We start from the raw sequence: 18,720 nt of genomic DNA, 5'->3' as shown, positions 1-18,720 counted from the left end.
GCCACCATGTCTGAGCCCATCGTCAAGATTTCCGGCCTGAACAAATGGTACGGCGAATTCCACGTCCTGCGTGACGTCGATCTCGCGGTGCAGAAGGGCGAACGCATCGTGATCTGCGGCCCCTCGGGCTCGGGCAAGTCCACGCTGATCCGCTGCATCAATGCGCTGGAGGAATTCCAGGAAGGCGAGATCGTCGTCGACGGCATCGAGCTCGGGCCGAACCTCAAGCACGTCGACGCGGTCCGCCGTGAAGTCGGCATGGTGTTCCAAAGCTTCAACCTGTTCCCGCATCTGACCGTGCTCGACAATTGCACGCTGGCGCCGATCTGGGTCCGCAACATCCCCAAGAAGGACGCCGAGGTGACGGCGATGAAGTTCCTCGAGCGCGTCAAGATCCCGCACCAGGCCAACAAGTTTCCGGGTCAGATGTCCGGCGGCCAGCAGCAGCGTGTCGCGATCGCGCGAGCCCTCACCATGAACCCGAAGGTGATGCTGTTCGACGAGCCGACCTCGGCGCTCGACCCCGAAATGGTCAAGGAGGTGCTCGACACCATGGTCGACCTCGCCGAGGAAGGCATGACCATGCTGGTCGTCACTCACGAGATGGGCTTTGCCCGCGAGGTCGCCAACCGCGTCGTGTTCATGGACGCCGGGCAGATCATCGAGGCCAACACTCCGAACGAGTTCTTCGCCGCCCCGCAGCACGCCCGCACCAAGCTGTTCCTGAGCCAGATTCTGCGCTGAGCCCGGCGACCTGTGGCCTCGCCGGTCTGAGCGCAAGCCTGGCACCATCCGAATCGGCTTGCCTCTTTTCGGACCATCCTCCGGAGAGAGACCTTGCAGAGCAGTGCCGGCGTGCGCGCATACCAGAATGCGCGACTGGAAAAGAAGCTGAAGAAGCAGGCGGACGCCGTTATGGCCTTCGCGATCGAGGCACTCGGGCAGGGCAGGCCTGATGAGGCCGAGATGCTCTGCCGCGAGATCTTGAAGGAGGTGCCGGATCATTTTCATGCCACGCACCTGCTCGGCCTGCGCGCGTTCGACGGCGGGCGGCTCGACGAGGCGGAATTCCTGCTCGAACGTGCGATTGCACTCGAGCCGCGTTCGCCCGATGCGCACGGCAATCTCGGCGCCGTCTATTTCGCGCTGGAGAAATTCGCTGGCGCCCGCGCCTGCCAGGAGAAGGCCATCGCGCTCAAGCCGAATTGTCCGATCACCCTGACCAATCTCGGCAATACGTTGCTGCACATCGGCCTCGGCAACGAGGCGATCGGGCTGCACGAGCGGGCGATCAGGCTGAAGCCGGATTATGCCGATGCGTTTTGCAACCGCGGCATGGCGGAATTGATGACGGGCCAGTTCGAGCGCGCCAAAGCGAGCTTCGACCGTGCCCTGACATTTCAGCCATCTCACGCCGAGGCGATCGCGGGCAGGGGGATGGTCAGCCTCGAGCTCCGGCACTTCGCGCAGGCGGGTGCCGCCTTCGACGCCGCGCTCGCGATCAAGCCGGGTTCGCCGCGGATTCTGTTGCAGCGTGGAAGGCTCAATTTGAGTTTAGCCCGGCTGGAGCAGGCGGCCGCGGACCTCGACGCGGCGCTGGCGCAATCGCCACGGCTCGAGCTCGCGCTGTGCTGGCGGGCGCAGATCGACATTCTCGCGGGCAACACGGCGCGGGCGATGGCAGGCGTCAAGACGCTGCTCGAGGTCAATCCGCAATCCGAGATGGGGTTGGCGCTTTTGGCGGCGTGCCATGTGAACCAGGGAGACATCGCGACCGCGCTCGCGCACCTCGACGCCGCGCTCGAGATCGCGCCGCATTTTCCGGAGGCGATCGGATACAAGATCTTCGTGCTGGACTACCTGCCGGAGGCCGATTTCGCCGCCCAGCAGGCCGCGCGGAAATACTGGTGGGACGCGATCGGCGCGAAGCTGCAGCAAAGGACGCTGGCGCCGCGGCCACTCGATCCTGACCGGCGGATCGTGATCGGATACGTCGCATCCGAATTCAGGAACCACTCGGCGGCATACTCTCTGTTGCCGGTGCTGCGCAATCATGATCACGCCCAGTTCAAGGTCGTCTGCTATTCCTGCTGGCCGGTGCAGGACGAGATGACGGAGAGCTTCACGCCTCTCGCGGATGTCTTCGTCGATGCCGCACAATTGTCCGATGACGAGCTGGCCGACCGCATCCAGGCCGATGGCATCGATATTCTGATCGATGTCTCCGGGCACACGACCGGCAGCAGGCTTCATGTCTTTGCCCGCAAGCCGGCGCCGATCCAGGTCACAGGCTTCGGGCACGCCACGGGGACAGGCCTTCAAACGATGGACTACGTGCTCGCGGACCCGATCTTCATCCCGCAATCGGCGCGCCATCTCCTGGCCGAGAAGGTGCACGACATGCCGTGCCTGATCACGATCGATCCGATCCTGGACATTCCGCCTTCAGAGCCACCCATGCTCCGCAACGGCTACGTCACTTTCGGGGTGTTCAACCGCATCTTCAAGATTTCGGACGAAGCCATCCGGGTGTGGTCGAACGTCATGCATGCGGTGAGGGGATCGAAGATCATCGTCAAGAACGGGCTGCTTGACGATCCATTGCTGCGCGATCGACTGGTCGCGCGGTTCGCGGCAGAAGGGGTCGCCGAAGAGAATGTCATCTGCATGGGCTCGACCTCGCGCCCCGAGCATCTGCGGGCCTTTGCGATGGTCGACATGTCCCTCGACACCTTCCCGCAGAACGGCGGCATCAGCACCTGGGAGTCCCTCTATGCCGGCGTTCCCGTGGTCGCCAAGCTCGGCAGCGGCGCTTCGTCGCGCGCCGGCGGCTCCATCGTTGCCGCCGTCGGCCTGGAGGACTGGGTCGCCGAGGATGACGCGGGCTATGCCGCGATCGCGTGCAAACACGCGGCGCAGCCGGCCTACCTGGCAAAGCTGCGGGCGGATCTGCCGGCTCGGATCGCAGCCTCGCCGGCCGGCGACGTCGAGTTTTACACGCGCGAGGTCGAAGCGGCCTATCGCCGGTTCTGGCGCGATTATTGCGCCGCCGCCTCGGAGGTGGCGTAGGACGATTGCGCTGGGCCCCGGGAAATCCCGGAGGCGGAGCGACTCCGGTGACCGGCTGGCCAGGCTCGCGAATCAGTTAGACTCTGCTGAGGGCATCCTCCGGAGATACACCTTGCAGAAGAGCGGCGGCGCGCGCGCGTTCCAGAATGCGCGATTGCAGAAGAAGTTGATGAAGCAGGCCGACGCCGTCATTGCCGCTGCGGCGAACGCCTATGGCCAGGGCCGATTTGCCGAGACAGAGGCGCTGTGCCGCGAGATCCTGAAAGCCCTTCCGGATCATGTCGATGCCATGCACCTGCTCGGCATGTGCGCCCATGACGGCCGGCGCCTGGAAGAGGCGAGGGAGCTGCTCGAGCGCGTGATCGCGCTCGATCCGCGCCTGCACGATGCCCATAACAACCTCGCGACCGTGCATTTCGACCTCGGCAATTACGAAGAGGCGCGGCGCTGCCAGGAGAGGGCGATCGCGCTGAAGCCGAGTTTCGCCGTCGCATTGACCAATCTCGGCAACACGCTGATGCATATGGGGCTGTACGAACAGGCGCTCGAGATGCACGAGCGCGCCATCAAGATTAAACCGGATTGTGCCGATGCGCTCTGCAATCGCGGCATGGTCGAGATCGTGCTTGGGCAGATCATGCGTGCCAAGGCGAGCTTCGATCGCGCCCTGCTGTTTCAGCCGCGTCACGCCGAGGCCATCGTCGGCAGCGGCATGGTCAGCATGGAGCTGCGGCACCACGATGAGGCCGCAGCCAAGTTCGCTCAGGCCCTCGCAATCAAGCCAGGCGCGCCACGAATTCTGGCCCAGCGCGGACGGCTCAGTTACGAGCTGCAGCACCTGCAGGAGGCGCTGGCGGATTTCGATGCGGCGCTTGCGATTTCGCCCAAGCTCGAGCTGGCCCTTCGGGGCAAGGCGCAGGTCTGCCTCGTCATGGGAAGGACCGCGCAGGCGATGGCGGCCGCAACGACCTTGATCGAGCGAAATCCTCGCTCGGAGATGGGGTTGGCGCTTCTGGGCTTCGCTTATTCGAACCAGGGAGACATGGAATCCGCGATTGAATATCTCGATCGCGCGCTGGCGCTGCGACCGGACTATGGAGACGCGATCAGAGGCAAGATCTTCTTGCTGGACTACCTTGCGGAGGCGGATTTCGCGGTCCAGCAGGCGGTGCGAAAGTCCTGGTGGGATGCAATCGGCTCAAGGATTCCGCAAAGGACGCTGCCGAAGCGGCCGCTGGATCCGGACAAGCAGATTGTGGTCGGATATGTCGCGGCCGAATTCCGACAACACTCGGCGGGACTCACCTTGCTGCCCGTGTTGCGCCATCATGATCACGCCAAGTTCAAGATCGTCTGCTATTACGCCTGGCCGGGGGCGGACGAGTACACCGCCAAGTTCAAGGCGCTGGCGGATGTCTGGGTCGACGCTTGGCAGATGTCGGACGACGAGCTCGCCGATCGTATTCAGGCCGACAATGTCGACATTCTGATCGACGTTTCCGGCCACACGACCGGCAACAGGCTGCAATGCTTCGCGCGGAAGCCGGCTCCGATCCAGGCCACCGGCTTCGGACACGCGACGGGTACGGGCATGCCGACCATGGATTACGTGCTCGCCGATCCCATTTTCATTCCGCCATCGGCCCGGCATCTGTTTCCCGAGAAGATCCACGATCTGCCGTGCCTGATCACGATGGAGCCGGTCACCAATCTAAAGCCCTCCGAGCTCCCGATGCTCCGCAACGGCTACGTCACCTTTGGTGTGTTCAACCGCATCTACAAGATCTCGGATGATGCGATCCGCGTGTGGTCGCGCATCATGCGGGAAGTGCCGGGATCGAAGATCATCCTCAAGCATGGTTTGCTCGACGATGCCCTGCTGCGCGATAGCCTGGTCGCACGCTTCATCGCACAGGGTATTGCGGAGGAGGACATCACTTGCCTCGGCACCACCTCGCGTGACGACCATCTGATGGCCTTCGACAAGATCGATATTTCCCTCGACACGTTCCCGCAGAACGGCGGCATCAGCACCTGGGAATCCCTCTACAAGGGCGTTCCGGTCGTGGCCAAGCTCGGCATTGGAGCCTCCTCGCGTGCTGGCGCCTCCATCGTGGCGGCCGTCGGCCTCGGCGACTGGGTCGCGGAGGATGACGACGGTTATGTCGAGATCGCCCGCAAGTTCGCCTCGCAGCCCGAATATCTGGCAAAGTTGCGCGCGGGCTTGCCGGCCCAGATCGCAGCCTCGCCCGCCGGCAATGTCGAGATCTACACGCGTGAGCTCGAGGCGGGATACCGAAAGTTCTGGCGCGACTATTGTGCCGCTGCCGCTGAACGCGACGACGCTGCGGGCAGCGGGGCGGACGCACCTGGCGGCTCCTGAGCCGCATCCTGCTGGCGAACCCCGGGATATCCCGGACGGATTTCTGCTCCCGCAGCCCGGCCGGGCCGGTGCGCGAATCAGTTAGACTCGGCCTTGGGCCATCTTCCGGAGAGACACCTTGCAGAGCAGCGTCGGCGCGCGCGCATTCCAGAATGCGCGGTTGCAGAAGAAATTGAAGAAGCAGGCCGACGCCGTCATCTCCGCCGCGGCGAGCGCCTATGGTCAAGGCAGATATGCGGAGAGCGAGGCGCTCTGCCGCCAGATCCTGCAAGCCGTTCCGGATCATTTCGACGCCACGCACGTGCTCGGCCTCAGCGTGCAGCAGGGCGGGCGCCTCGACGAGGCGCAACAGCTGCTCGAGCGCGCGATTGCGATCGATCCGCGTTCGCACGAGGCTCAGAGCAATCTCGCGGCCGTCTACTTCGTGCTTCAGAAATTGGAAGCGGCGCGCGCCTGTCAGGAGAAAGCGATCGCGCTGATGCCGAATTTTACGCCGGCCCTGGCCGGTCTCGGCAACACCCTGCTGCAGATGAACCTGCCCGAACAGGCCATCGAGGTCTACGATCGCGCCATCAAGCTGAAGCCCGACTACGCCGACGCGCTTTGCAATCGTGGCGTGGCGCAGCTGGCGCTGTTCCGGTTTGACCGCGCCAGGGAGAGCTTTGATCGCGCGTTGTTGTTTCAGCCGCGCCACGTCGAAGCGCTCATCGGCAAGGGCGTGGTCAGCATCGAACTCAAGCGTTACGATGAGGCGGAAGCTGCACTCGCAGCGGCGTTCGCGATCAAGCCCGATTCGGCGAAGATCCTGGCGCAGCGCGGACGCCTCAACTCGGCGCTGTCGCGGCTGGAACAGGCGGCCGCGGACTTCGATGCGGCCCTTGCACTTTCGCCCCGGTTCGAAATGGCCTTGCGGGGAAAGGCGGAGGTCTCGCTCAGCCTGGGCAACACCGCACAGGCGATCCTGGCCTGCACGACCTTGCTCGAGCAGAATCCACGTTCCACGATCGCATTGGCGTTGCTGAGCTCCTGTTTTGCAAATCAGGGAGAAATCGCGTCCGCAATCGAACATCTCGACGCCGCGCTGGCGATCTCTCCGGATCCAGACTTGATGGCGCGGAAGATCTACTATCTTGACTTTCTCCCCGACGCCGATTTCACGATCCAGCAGGCGACGCGAAGGTCCTGGGGCGAAGCGATCGGTGCCCGCGTGCCGCAGAGGAAGCTCGCCCCCCGGCAGCTCGATCCCGACAGGCGGATCGTGATCGGCTATGTTTCCGCCGAATTCTGGTATCATTCGGCGGCGTTCGGCTTGCTGCCGGTGCTGCGCCATCACGATCACGCCAGCTTCGAGGTCGTCTGCTATTCGTGTTCGCCGACTCAAGATGCGATCACAGCCGAATTCAAGTCGGCGGCCGACGGCTGGGTCGATGCCTGGCAGATGTTCGACGACGAACTGGCCGATCGTATCGAGGCCGACAAGGTCGACATCCTGATCGACGTGTCCGGGCACTCGTCGGGCAACAGGCTTCAGATCTTCGCCCGCAAGCCGGCTCCCATACAGGTCACGGGCTTCGGGCACGCGACCGGTACCGGCCTTCGGACGATGGACTACGTGCTCGCGGACCCTGTCTTCATTCCGCAATCGGCGCGGCATCTGCTGGCCGAAAAGGTCTATGACCTGCCGTGTCTGATCACGATCGATCCTATCCTGGATGTGCCGCCTTCGGAGCTTCCCATGCTTCGCAACGGCTACGTCACCTTCGGCGTGTTCAACCGCGTCAACAAGATCTCGGACGAGGCCATTCGCGTGTGGTCGAACGTGATGCGGGAGGTGGCCGGATCGAAGATCATCATCAAGCATACGCTGCTCGACGATCCCCTGGTGCGCGACGGCCTTCTCGCGCGCTTTGTCGCCCACGGGATTGCCGAGGAGAGGATCACCTGCCTCGGCTCGTCCGAGCGCGCCGATCATCTGCGAGCCTTCGCGCTGGTCGATATTTCGCTCGATCCGTTTCCGCAGAACGGCGGCGTCAGCACCTGGGAATCCCTCTATGCGGGCGTTCCGGTCGTCGCCAAGCTCGGCCACGGCGCATCCTCGCGCGCCGGCGGCTCCATCGTGGCCGCCGTCGGTCTTGACGACTGGGTGGCCGAGGACGACGAGGGCTACGCCACCATCGCGTGCAAATTCGCTGCCCAGCCCGCGCATCTGGCAAAGCTGCGCGCGGAATTGCCGGCCCGGATCGCGGCTTCGGCCGCGGGTAATGTCGAAACCTACACGCGCAGGGTCGAGGAGGGTTACCGCAAGTTCTGGCGCGACTATTGTGCCGCGGCCTCGGAAAGCGGGGAGGTCGCTTAAGCCGGCCGAACCGCGCAGATTTTGTGGATCTGCGCCTTCGGCCCGAGGATGCGCGTGACGATCAGACGAAGGGCGGCTTGATGTTGCTGCGCTTCTCCAGCCATTCCGGCACCGGCAGGTTCTTGGCGCGCATGAAGTCGGCATTGAACAGCTTCGACAGATAGCGGCTGCCGGAATCGCACAGCACGGTGACGATCGTCTTGCCGGGCCCGAGCTGCTTCGCAAGCCGCATCGCGCCGACGACATTGATGCCCGTCGAGCCGCCGAGGCACAGACCTTCATGCTGGAGCAGTTCGTAGATCGCACTGACGGCGTCGGTGTCGGGAATGAGATAGGCATCGTCGACCTTGGCAGTCTCGACGATCGCGGTGGCGCGGTTGAGGCCGATGCCCTCCGTGATCGAGCCGCCCGGCGTCGCCTTGGGATCGCCGGTCCTGAAATATTCGTACATGCCGGCACCGTGCGGATCGGCGCAGGCGATGCGGATGTTCTTGTTCTTCTCCTTCAAATAGCGGCTGACGCCGGCGAGCGTGCCGCCGCTGCCGACCGAGCAGACGAAGCCGTCGACCTTGCCGCCGGTCTGCTCCCAGATCTCAGGCCCCGTGGATTCGTAATGCGCCTTGGCGTTGTCCAGGTTGTTCCATTGGTCGGCGAACAGCACGCCATTGGGCTCGGTCTTGCGCAGCTCGTCGGCGAGCCGCCGGCCAACATGCTGGTAGTTGTTGGGGTTGGCGTAGGGAAGGGCCGGCACCTCGATCAGCTCGGCACCGCAAAGCTTCAGGAAATCCTTCTTCTCCTGGCTCTGCGTCTCCGGGATCACGATCAGGGTGCGGTAGCCGCGCGCGCTCGCAACCACGGCAAGACCGATACCGGTATTGCCGGCGGTCGCTTCCACCACCAGCCCGCCGGGCTTCAGCTCGCCGCGCTTCTCGGCCTCCAGGATCATCCATTTCCCGGCGCGGTCCTTCACCGACTGACCGGGATTCATGAACTCGGCCTTGCCCAGGATGGTGCAGCCGGTCAATTCCGAAGCCTGCTTGAGCTTGATCAGGGGGGTGTTGCCGATGGCTTCGACAACGTCGTTGCGAATGGTCATGTCGGGGAAAATCACTACCAAGGGGTTGATCGGCTTTGGCCCGAACCTAGTGCTTGGGAGGCCAAAGGGGAAGGCTTTTGCGCTGCGGCGAACCCGACCGAAACGCCCGCGGAAACAGTGATATGCCTGCAGTAGGAAATGGCCCGACCCCGGCCCGTGCACGAAACAATTGCGCTCCCGATCAACGTTGTTGCGATCAATTCTTGCCACGGGCGAAACGGGTCGCGACAGGGCGCGTGTCCTGTTCGCGGGGGATTATCTAGAAATGCGGTTGTCCCTCGGTGGTAAGAACCTCAGCCGCCGCAGCGGGAGAGGCGAAGCGAACCCTGCAGCAACGGGTGTGGCCGCGATATCACATGAAATCTTGGTAAGCTTGCTTACGTTTCCCAATGTTTCGCAATGAAGAAAGTCTCTGCGAGACAGGCGCTTTTCGCATTCTTGTCAGTTCGCTCCCGCCTCGTTGGCACGGGCATCTCGCAATTGCGGCACTGTCCCGCCGTTCCGCGCCCGGCTAGTATGAAGCTCAAGTTCCGCAGAAAGCATCATTACTGTGAGCGCGTCGTCCAAAGCCTCCCGACCATCCCGCCGCGAATCGGTTAATCCGGCAGCGTTGCGGCGGCTTGATCTGCCCGGCGGGGGGTGGATGTGACACAGCAAGTTCCAGTGGTCGCCTCGCGGCGGTCTCGCGGTTCTGCACTCCGAACGCTGCGCGCGGCGCGATGGACTGCGGTGCTGTGCCTCGCCGCGGCTTCGGGGGCTTGCGTGCTGACCCAGGATCTTCCCGATCCCGCGCTCGACGTTCCCGCGCACTACAAATATGCCGGCAAGGGCGATGCGCCGCCGTCGCTCGATTGGTGGCGCGGCTTCCGCTCCGCGGAGCTGACGCAACTGATGGAGGAGGCGCAGACCGTCAATCTCGACATTGCCGCAGCCGTGGCGCGCATTGTCCAGGCTGACGCGCAGGCGCGACAGGCCGGCGCGGCGCTGCTGCCGAGTGTCTCGACAGCCGGATCGGAATCCTATTCACGCACATCCGGCTCGAGCGCTTCGGGGCTGTCCATCGGCGGGCGCGAGGTCGTCAATTATTCGGCCTCGCTGAGCGCGAGCTATCAGCTCGATTTCTGGGGCCAGAACCGCGACGCGCTGCAATCGGCAGAGGAGACGGCGAACGCCAACCGTTTCGATCGCGACACGGTCGCGCTGACCACGCTCGCCGCCGTCGCCAACGCCTATTTCCAGGTGCTGGCCTCGCAGGACCGCATCAGGACCTCACAGCGCAACATCGCGAGCGCGCAGCGCATCCTCGATGCGGTCAGGGAGCGCCGCAGGGCCGGCACCGGCACCGATCTCGACGTCGCCCAGCAGGAGAGCGTGCTGGCGAACCAGAAGGCGCTGGTGCCGCCGTTGCGCCAGACGCTGGACCAGAACGTCAACGCGCTCGCCGTGCTGGTGTCGCGACCGCCGGAGAGCGTGCGCGTGCACGGCGGCTCTCTGGACCGGATCGCGATCCCGCGCGTGACGCCCGGCCTGCCTTCGGAGCTCCTGACGCAGCGGCCGGACATCCGCCGACAGGAGGCGCAGCTCGCCTCGGCCACCGCCAACATCGGCAATGCCCGCGCACAGTTCTTTCCGACCATCCAGCTCACCGGCAATGGCGGCTACCAGAGCTCGGCGCTGGTCTCGCTTTTCCAGCCGCATGCGGCCTTCTTCCAGCTCGTCGGCAGCGCGACACAGCCGATCTTCGACGGCGGCAGGATCCTCGGCAATTTCGAGTTGGCCAAGGCGCGGCAGGACGAGCTGCTGCAAACCTATCGCAAGACCATCGTCCAGGCCTTTGCCGACGTCGACAACGCCCTGTTCTCGATCAAGCAGACCACGATCAGGCTGCAATTGCAGCGCGACGTCGTCGCCGCCTCGCGTCGCGCCTTCGATCTTTCCGAGCAGCAATTGCGTGCCGGCACCGCCGACATCGTCACAGTGCTCAACACCCAATTGACCCTGTTCCAGGCGGAAGACGCGTTGTGGCAGGCCCAACTCGCACGGCTTCTGGCCATCGTCAGCCTGTACCAGGCGCTCGGCGGAGGCTGGGAGCCGCGAATGGAGAAACCGGTCAATGCTCTTTAAGCCGGACACCAAGCAAGGCGCGCGAGAGGGGACAGCGAAGCGATCGCGCGGCCGCAGCTTCGTCATGACCCTGATCACGCTCGCGATCCTTGGCGGCCTTGGTTACGTCGGCTGGATTGCAATGCAGCAGCAGCAGGCGAACAACCGCAATCAGCGCCCCGATCTACCGGTGCCGGTGCTGGCGGCGAGCCCGCGCATCCAGGACGTGCCGGTTTATCTCGACGGCGTCGGCGCGATCCGCGCGCTCAACACCGTAACCGTGCGCTCGCAGGTCGACGGCAAGCTGATCGCGGTCAACTTCACGGAAGGCCAGGACGTCAAGAAGGGCGACGTGCTCGGCGAAATCGATCCGGCGATCTATCAGGCTCAGTACGACCAGGCGGTTGCCAAGAAGGCGCAGGATCAGGCCCAGCTCGCCAACCAACGCATCGACCTCGCGCGCTACGAGCAGCTCGCGGCCTCCAACGCCGGCTCCAAGCAGCAGGCCGACACCCAGCGTGCGTTGGTCGCGCAGACCGAGGCGCTGGTCAAGGCCGACCAGGCTGCGATCGACAACGCGGCGGCGACGCTGAGCTACACCAAGATCGTGGCGCCGATCTCGGGTCGCGTTGGCCTGCGCCTGGTCGACCAGGGCAACATCATCCATGCCTCCGACACCACGGGCCTCGTGGTGATCACGCAATTGCAGCCGATCGCGGTGTGGTTCAGCCTGCCGCAACAGCAGATCATGCGCGTCAACGCGGCGGCAGCGAAGGGGCCGCTCGCGGTCGACGTGTTCGGCAATGACGGCATCACGGTGATCGATACTGGCAAGCTCACCGGCATCGACAACCAGGTCGACCAGACCACCGGCACGCTTAAGCTCAAGGCCGAATTCCCCAATGCCAATTACCAGCTCTGGCCGGGCCAGTTCGTCAATGTCCGCCTCAAGGTCGAGACCTTGACGCAGGCGCTGGTGGTGCCGACCTCGGCGGTGCAGCGCGGCCCGATCGGCACTTTCAGCTACGTCATCGGCGCGGACAACATCGTCTCGGCCAAGCCCGTGACGGTGACCCAGCAGAACGAGCATGACGCCGTGATCGCGAGCGGCCTGTCGGCGAGCGAGAGGGTGGTCACCACGGGCTTCGCAAATCTGTCCGACGGGTCCAAGGTGATCGTCGGCCGCGATGACCAGACTCCGTCGGCCGATCTTGCCCCGCGCAAGCGCTCGCGCGCACCGGACGCTCAGAAGAAGGATGGTGCTAACGAAGGCCAGAAGGACGGGCAGAAGGACGGCCAAGCCAAGGACGGCGAGTTGCGCGCCAAGCGCAAGAGCAGTGAAGGCGACCAGAAGGGGCAGACGGGACCGGCGCCGGGGCCGGGGGCATCGGAAAGTGGAGCCAAGCAGCCATGATCCCGACAACAGCCGCTTGAAGCGGCAGGCATAACCCATGGGTGTCTCCGAACCCTTCATCCGCCGGCCGATTGCGACCTCGCTGCTCGGCATCGCGCTTCTGATCGGCGGGCTGCTCGGCTATTTCGCACTCCCGGTCTCGGCGCTGCCGCAGGTCGATTTCCCGACCGTGCAGGTGACGACGCAGCTGCCGGGCGCGAGTCCGGACGTGATCGCCTCGCTGATCACCGCGCCGCTGGAGCGGCAGCTTGGGCAGATCCCGTCGCTCTCGGCGATGAACTCGACGAGCTCGTTCGGCGTCAGCCAGATCTCGCTGCAGTTCGAGCTCAACCGCGACATAGACGGGGCGACGCAGGACGTGCAGGCCGCGATCAATGCCGCCGCGGGCGTGCTGCCGAGGACGCTGCCTTACCCGCCGACCTACGCCAAGGTGAACCCGGCGGATGCGCCGGTGATGACGCTGGCGCTGCGCTCGGACACGATCTCGCTGCGGGTGATGAGCGACATCGCCGACACCATTCTGGCGCAACGTTTGAGCCAGATCTCCGGCGTCGGGCGCGTGTCCGTGCTGGGCGGGTTGAAGCCGGCCGTGCGCATCCAGGCCGATCTGGCGCGCCTTGCAGCCTACGGCATCGCGATGGAAGATCTGCGCACCGCGATTGCCAATGCCAATGTCTCGGGGCCGAAAGGCTCGCTCGACGGCGCGCAGCAATCCTACATCATCGCCGCCAACGACCAGATCGCAGCGGCCGAAGCCTACAAGCCCGTCATCATCGCCTATCGCAACGGCTCGCCGGTGACCATTGCCGACGTCGCCCAGATCGTCGACGGCCTCGAGAACGACCGCACTGGCGGCTGGTACCAGGGCACGCCGGCGGTCATCCTCGACATCCAGCGCCAGCCCGGCGCCAACGTCATCGACGTCGTCAGCCAGATCCGCGCCGAGATCCCGAAACTGCAGCGCGCGATCCCGGCCGGCGTGAATCTCACCATCGTCTCCGATCGCACCGTCACCATCCGCGCCTCGGTGCGCGACGTACAATTCACGCTGGTCCTTGCCGTCGTGCTGGTGACGCTGGTGGTGCTGCTGTTCCTGCGTTCGTTGCGCGCGACCGTGATCGCCGGCGTCGCGCTGCCGCTGTCGCTGATCACGAGCTTCGGCATCATGTATTTTGCCGGCTTCAGTCTCGACAATCTGTCGCTGATGGCGCTCACGATTGGCACCGGATTCGTTGTCGACGATGCCATCGTGATGATCGAGAACATCGTGCGCCACATGGAGAATGGCGACGGCGCGATGGAAGCCTCGCGCAAGGGCGCCAGCGAGATCGGCTTCACCGTGATCTCGCTGACGGTGTCGCTGATTGCGGTCTTCATCCCGCTCCTGTTCATGTCGGGCCTGGTCGGGCGCATGTTCCGCGAATTCGCGCTGACCTTGACGATTGCGGTCGTGACCTCGGCGGTGGTCTCGCTGACGCTGACGCCGATGATGTGCTCGCGGCTGCTCAAGCACGCGCACGAGGAGCTGGCCGTGCCGGGACTGGCCGCGATCAGCCGCTTCATCGACCGCACGGTCGACGCCTATCACGGATCGCTGTTGTGGGTGCTGGAGCGCCAGCGCGCCACGCTGGTCGTGACCTTCGTTACGCTGATCGCGACCCTGGTGCTCTATGTCGTCGCGCCCAAGGGCTTCCTGCCGCTGCAGGACACCGCGTCGATCACGGCGGTGACGGAGGCGGGGCCCGACGTGTCGTTTGCGGAGATGAAGAGGCGGCAGGCCGAGGCGGCCGAGGCCATCAGGGCCGACCCTGATGTGGTCGGCGTGGTCTCGGTGATCGGTGCGGGCTCCGTCAACCCGACCACCAATGTCGGCCGCCTCGTCATGAGCTTGCGGCCGCGCGGCGAGCGCCGCGACGATGTCAGCGTGGTCGTGACCCGGTTGAAGGAGCGGGTCTCCGGCATCCCCGGCATGACCGTCTATTTCCAGCCGGTGCAGGACGTGCAGATCTCGACCCAGTCGAGCCGCTCGCAATACCAGTACACGCTGACCGGCACCGATGCGACGCTGGTCTCGGAATGGGCGCGCAAGCTGGTTGCGGAGATGCGGCGCGATCCCTTGTTCCGGGACGTCTCCTCCGAGGCGCAGGAGGGCGGCCTGCGGGCGCAGCTCGATGTCGACCGCACGCGCGCCGGCCAGCTCGGCGTGAGCCTGCAAGCAATCACCGACACGCTGAACGACGCCTTCGCGCAGCGGCAGATCTCGACCATCTACGGTCAGGCCAACCAGTACCGGGTGGTGCTGGAGGCGCTGCCGATGTATCAGCGCGATCCCTCGATCCTGTCGAAGCTCTATCTGCCGGGTGCCGCGAGCGCCACCGCGGGCGCGCCCAATGCCCAGGTGCCGCTGTCGGCCGTGGCGACGCTGAAGCGGACCACGGCGCCGCTCGCGATCTCGCACCAGGCGCAATTCCCGTCGGTGTCGCTCAGCTTCAACCTGGCGCCCGGCGCGGCGCTCGGCGACGCCGTCGAAGCCGTGAAGGTGATCGAGACCCGCATCGGCGTGCCGGGCAGTATCGTCGGCGTCTATGCCGGCGATGCCGCCGAATTCGCCAAGGCACTCGCCGGCCAGCCCTGGCTGCTGCTCGCCGCCGTCATCACGATCTACATCGTGTTAGGGGTGCTCTACGAGAGCTATATCCATCCGATCACGATCCTGTCGACGCTGCCCTCGGCCGGCGTCGGCGCCATCCTGGCGCTGATGCTGTGCGGACAGGACCTCTCGGTGATCGGCCTGATTGGCATCATCCTCTTGATGGGCATCGTCAAGAAGAACGCGATCATGATGATCGACTTTGCGCTCGAGGCCGAGCGCGGGCGGGGCATGTCGCCCAGTGAAGCCATTGTGCAGGCCTGTCTGTTGCGCTTCCGTCCGATCATGATGACGACGTTGGCGGCGCTGTTCGGGGCGCTGCCGCTCGCGATCGAAAGCGGCACCGGCGCCGAGCTGCGCTTTCCGCTCGGCATCTCCATCATCGGCGGCCTGCTGCTCAGCCAGCTCCTGACACTTTACACGACGCCCGTGATCTATCTGGCGCTCGATCGTATCAACCGTCGCCTCGAGCAGGCGCTGCCGCCGGCTGGATCCGGCGGCCCGCCGGTCGCCGGCGCGACCGAGGGGATGCAGTGATGGCATCGATCTCGGAGCCGTTCATCCGCCGTCCGGTCGCGACCACGCTGCTGTCGATCGGGCTGTTCCTGCTGGGTGTCGTCGCCTACCGGTTCCTGCCGGTCGCCTCGGTCCCGAACGTCGACTTTCCCGCCATCTTCGTCTCCGCCAGCCGGCCCGGCGCCGATCCGTCCGTGATGGCGGCGACGGTGGCGTCGCCACTTGAGCGGCGGTTGGGAGAGATCGCCGGCATCAACCAGATCACCTCGACCTCGAGCCTCGGCACGACCAGCATCCAGCTTCAGTTCGACATCGGCCGCAACATCGACAAGGCCGCGCGCGACGTGCAGGCGGCCATCAACGCCGCGATGGTCGACCTGCCGAGCGACCTGCCCACGCTGCCGCGTTTCCGCAAGGCGAACACGGCCGGCGCACCCATCTTCGTGCTGGCGTTGACCTCCAAGACGATCTCTCCGTCGGCGATCTACGACGTCGCGGATAGCGTGTTGGCGCAACGCATCTCGCAGGTGCCGGGCGTCGGCAACGTGTCGATCTCCGGCGCCGACCAGCCGGCCGTGCGCGTGCAGCTCAACCCGGTTGCGCTGTCCAATGCTGGAATCGCCACTGACGACGTGCGAACCGCGATCATCGCCGCCAACGCGCTCGGCCCCGTCGGCATCTTCGAAGGCGAGCGCCAGAGCGAGACGCTGTCGCTGAACAAGCAGATGCGCACGGCGAAGGAATTCCGCGACATCGTCATCAAGAGCTCGGGCAATAATTTCGTGCGGCTGTCGGATGTCGCCGACATCGAGGATTCCGTCCGCAACGTCCGCTCGATAGCCTGGTTCAACAGGCAACCGGCGGTTCTGATCCAGATCACCAAGCAGGGCGATGCCAACGTCATCGACACCGTCGACCGGGTCAAGGCGCTGATCCCCGAGCTGAAGCAGTGGATCCCGGCCGGTGTCGAGATCTCCACCCTGGTCGATCGGACCGGCACGATCCGCGCCAGCGTGCTGGACATGCAATGGACGCTGCTGGCAACGTCCGTCCTGGTGATGGTCGTCGTGTTCGTGTTCCTGCGGCGGCTGACGCCGACCATCGCGGCCGGCATCTCGGTGCCGCTGGCACTCGCCGGGACTTGCGCCGGCATGTGGGTCGCGGGCTTCTCCATCGACAACCTGTCGCTGATGGCGCTCGCCATCTCCGTCGGCTTCGTTGTCGACGACGCCATCGTCATGATCGAGAACATGTTCCGCAACCTCGAGCAAGGCATGCGGCCGTTCCGGGCGGCGCAGGAGGGCGCCAAGCAGATCGGCTTCACCGTGGTCTCGATCAGCCTGTCGCTGATCGCGGCCTTCACGCCGCTGATCTTCATGGACGGCGTCGTCGGTCGGCTCCTGCGCGAATTTTCGCTGACGCTGACCTTCGCCATCCTGGTCTCGACGCTGGTGTCGCTGACGGTCACGCCGATGATCTGCGCCCATTACATCAGGCAGGCCACCTCCGGCACGGCAACGCTGTTCGACCGCATCATCGAAGGCGCGCTGTCGCGCACCATCGTGTTCTACGCCCGCACCCTGCGCACCGTGCTGGAATTCCCGCTGCTGACGCTGCTGGTGTTCTTCGCCACCATCGCGCTCACGGTGACGCTCTACATCAAGGTCCCCAAAGGCTACTTTCCCACGGACGATTCCGGCTTCATCATCGGCGCGACGCGCGCCTCGGCGGACACCTCGTTCCAGTCGATGCTCGGCCTGCAGCAGCGGCTCGCCGAGATCGTGATGAAGGATCCCGCCGTGGCCGGCATCGGCTCGACGGTCGGCAGCGGGGGCCCGGGGCCGGCGACTTCGAACCGCGGCACCATGTTCATCAGCCTGAAGCCGCCGGAGGAACGTGGCCACGTGTCGACTGAGGTCGTGATCGAACGGCTCAGGCGCGCACTATATCCCGTGCCCGGCATCCGCCTCTTCATGTTCGCTGCCCAGGACGTGCGGGCCGGCGGGCGTCAGAGCGATTCCGACTACCAATATACGCTCACCAGCACCGATCTCGGCCTGTTGCAGAAATGGGCGCCGATCGTGGCCAAGCGCCTGGAGAGCGTGGAGGGCATCACCGACATCTCCAGCGATCGCGATCCCGGCGGGCTGCAGCTGACGCTCGCCATCGACCGCCAGAAGGCGTCCGCGCTCGGCGTCAAGGTCCAGGACATCGACAACGCGCTCAACAACGCTTTCGCACAGCGGCAGATCTCGATCATCTACACCCAGCGCAACCAGTACATGACCGTGCTGGAGATCGATCCGAAGTTCCAGGTCGATCCCAGCAATCTCGATCGCATCTACGTCGCCGGCGCGGGTGATGCGCAGGTGCCGCTGTCGGCCGTGGTGCGCGCGACGCGTGGGCTCGCTGCGCTCGCCGTCTATCATTCGCAGTCGTTCCCATCGACCACGGTGTCCTTCAACCTGATGCCGGACGTGCCGCTTCAGGCGGCGACCCAGAACATCCAGCGCGCGGTCGACGAGTTGCACATGCCCGAGGGCATTCGCGGCAGCTTCGACGGCAATGCCGGCGATTTCGCCAGGACCAGCGGTCGCCAGCCGCTCCTGATCCTCGGCGCGCTGGTCGCGATGTATATCGTGCTCGGGGTGCTCTATGAGAGCCTCGCCCATCCGCTCACGATCATCTCGACACTGCCATCGGCCGGCTTGGGTGCGCTGCTGGCCTTGCAGCTCACCAACACGCCGCTGACGGTGATCGCCTTCGTCGGCATCATCCTCCTGATCGGCATCGTCAAGAAGAACGGCATCATGATGGTGGACTTCGCGCTCGATGCCGAGCGCCAGCGCGGCCTGTCCTCGGCGGAGGCGATCTTCGAGGCCTGCCAGGCGCGCTTCCGCCCGATCCTGATGACGACTATGGCGGCGCTGTTTGCCGGCATTCCGCTGGTGATCGCGACCGGCCCCGGCACGGAGCTGCGCCGCCCACTCGGCATCACCATCATCGGCGGCCTGTTCGTCTCGCAGATCCTGACGCTGTACACGACGCCCGTAATCTACCTCCTGATCGACCGCCTGCGGCGGCGATCCGAGCCGCGTCCGCTGGCGGCCCCGGCGGAATAGGTTGTTGCAGC

At 65.0% G+C, this 18,720-nt stretch carries 9 protein-coding genes; 8 read left to right on the top strand and 1 reads right to left on the bottom strand.

Going from position 1 to position 18,720, the window contains the following annotated elements; all coding sequences use genetic code 11:
• Positions 1–6: 6 nt before the first annotated feature.
• The 4 genes from I6F21_RS18880 (at position 7) to I6F21_RS18865 (ending at position 7,808) form a co-directional block, all read left to right on the top strand.
• The gene (locus tag I6F21_RS18880) at positions 7–744 is read left to right on the top strand and encodes an amino acid ABC transporter ATP-binding protein (protein WP_035999552.1); all 738 of its coding nucleotides are present in this window, start codon (positions 7–9) and stop codon (positions 742–744) included.
• A 93-nt stretch (positions 745–837) separates the two neighbouring features.
• The gene (locus I6F21_RS18875; protein WP_225140777.1) at positions 838–3,069 is read left to right on the top strand and encodes a tetratricopeptide repeat protein; all 2,232 of its coding nucleotides are present in this window, start codon (positions 838–840) and stop codon (positions 3,067–3,069) included.
• Positions 3,070–3,181: 112 nt separating this feature from the next.
• A complete protein-coding gene (locus I6F21_RS18870) occupies positions 3,182–5,452 on the top strand; it encodes a tetratricopeptide repeat protein (protein ID WP_225140788.1) in 2,271 nt (756 codons plus the stop codon).
• Between the two features lie 118 nt (positions 5,453–5,570).
• Positions 5,571–7,808 (top strand): tetratricopeptide repeat protein, encoded by a 2,238-nt coding sequence (locus I6F21_RS18865; protein WP_225140790.1) that lies wholly within the window; start codon positions 5,571–5,573, stop codon positions 7,806–7,808.
• 61 nt (positions 7,809–7,869) lie between these two features.
• On the opposite strand, the gene I6F21_RS18860 is transcribed toward I6F21_RS18865, so the two are convergent.
• Positions 7,870–8,904, bottom strand: a complete 1,035-nt coding sequence (locus tag I6F21_RS18860; protein ID WP_035999544.1) for a cysteine synthase A — start codon at positions 8,902–8,904, stop codon at positions 7,870–7,872.
• A 639-nt stretch (positions 8,905–9,543) separates the two neighbouring features.
• Between I6F21_RS18860 and I6F21_RS18855 the strand changes: the two genes are divergently transcribed.
• The 4 genes from I6F21_RS18855 to I6F21_RS18840 are packed head-to-tail and all read left to right on the top strand — an operon-like array spanning position 9,544 to position 18,709.
• Positions 9,544–11,028 (top strand): efflux transporter outer membrane subunit, encoded by a 1,485-nt coding sequence (locus I6F21_RS18855; RefSeq protein WP_225140792.1) that lies wholly within the window; start codon positions 9,544–9,546, stop codon positions 11,026–11,028.
• A complete protein-coding gene (locus tag I6F21_RS18850) occupies positions 11,018–12,421 on the top strand; it encodes an efflux RND transporter periplasmic adaptor subunit (protein ID WP_035999538.1) in 1,404 nt (467 codons plus the stop codon). Before I6F21_RS18855 ends, I6F21_RS18850 begins: the two co-directional genes overlap by 11 nt.
• Before the next feature lie 37 nt (positions 12,422–12,458).
• Positions 12,459–15,608, top strand: a complete 3,150-nt coding sequence (locus I6F21_RS18845; protein ID WP_109143813.1) for an efflux RND transporter permease subunit — start codon at positions 12,459–12,461, stop codon at positions 15,606–15,608.
• Positions 15,608–18,709 carry an efflux RND transporter permease subunit gene (locus tag I6F21_RS18840; RefSeq protein WP_036027981.1) on the top strand — a complete coding sequence of 1,034 codons (3,102 nt, stop codon included), beginning with the start codon at positions 15,608–15,610 and terminating at the stop codon, positions 18,707–18,709. Before I6F21_RS18845 ends, I6F21_RS18840 begins: the two co-directional genes overlap by 1 nt.
• The last annotated feature ends 11 nt before the right edge of the window (positions 18,710–18,720 follow it).

Origin of the sequence: Bradyrhizobium sp. NBAIM03, assembly GCF_020194055.1 — a bacterium.
GTDB lineage: Bacteria > Pseudomonadota > Alphaproteobacteria > Rhizobiales > Xanthobacteraceae > Bradyrhizobium > Bradyrhizobium yuanmingense.
The sequence above is the reverse complement of the archived record's forward strand: the minus strand, read 5'-3'. Positions and strand labels throughout refer to the sequence as shown.

Excerpts from the sequence above, each read along its gene's own strand:
- I6F21_RS18880 (WP_035999552.1), top strand. The coding sequence starts at position 7 with ATGTCTGAGCCCATCGTCAAGATTTCCGGCCTGAACAAATGGTACGGC.
- I6F21_RS18860 (WP_035999544.1), bottom strand. The coding sequence starts at position 8,904 with ATGACCATTCGCAACGACGTTGTCGAAGCCATCGGCAACACCCCCCTG.
- I6F21_RS18850 (WP_035999538.1), top strand. The coding sequence starts at position 11,018 with ATGCTCTTTAAGCCGGACACCAAGCAAGGCGCGCGAGAGGGGACAGCG.
- I6F21_RS18845 (WP_109143813.1), top strand. The coding sequence starts at position 12,459 with ATGGGTGTCTCCGAACCCTTCATCCGCCGGCCGATTGCGACCTCGCTG.
- I6F21_RS18840 (WP_036027981.1), top strand. The coding sequence starts at position 15,608 with ATGGCATCGATCTCGGAGCCGTTCATCCGCCGTCCGGTCGCGACCACG.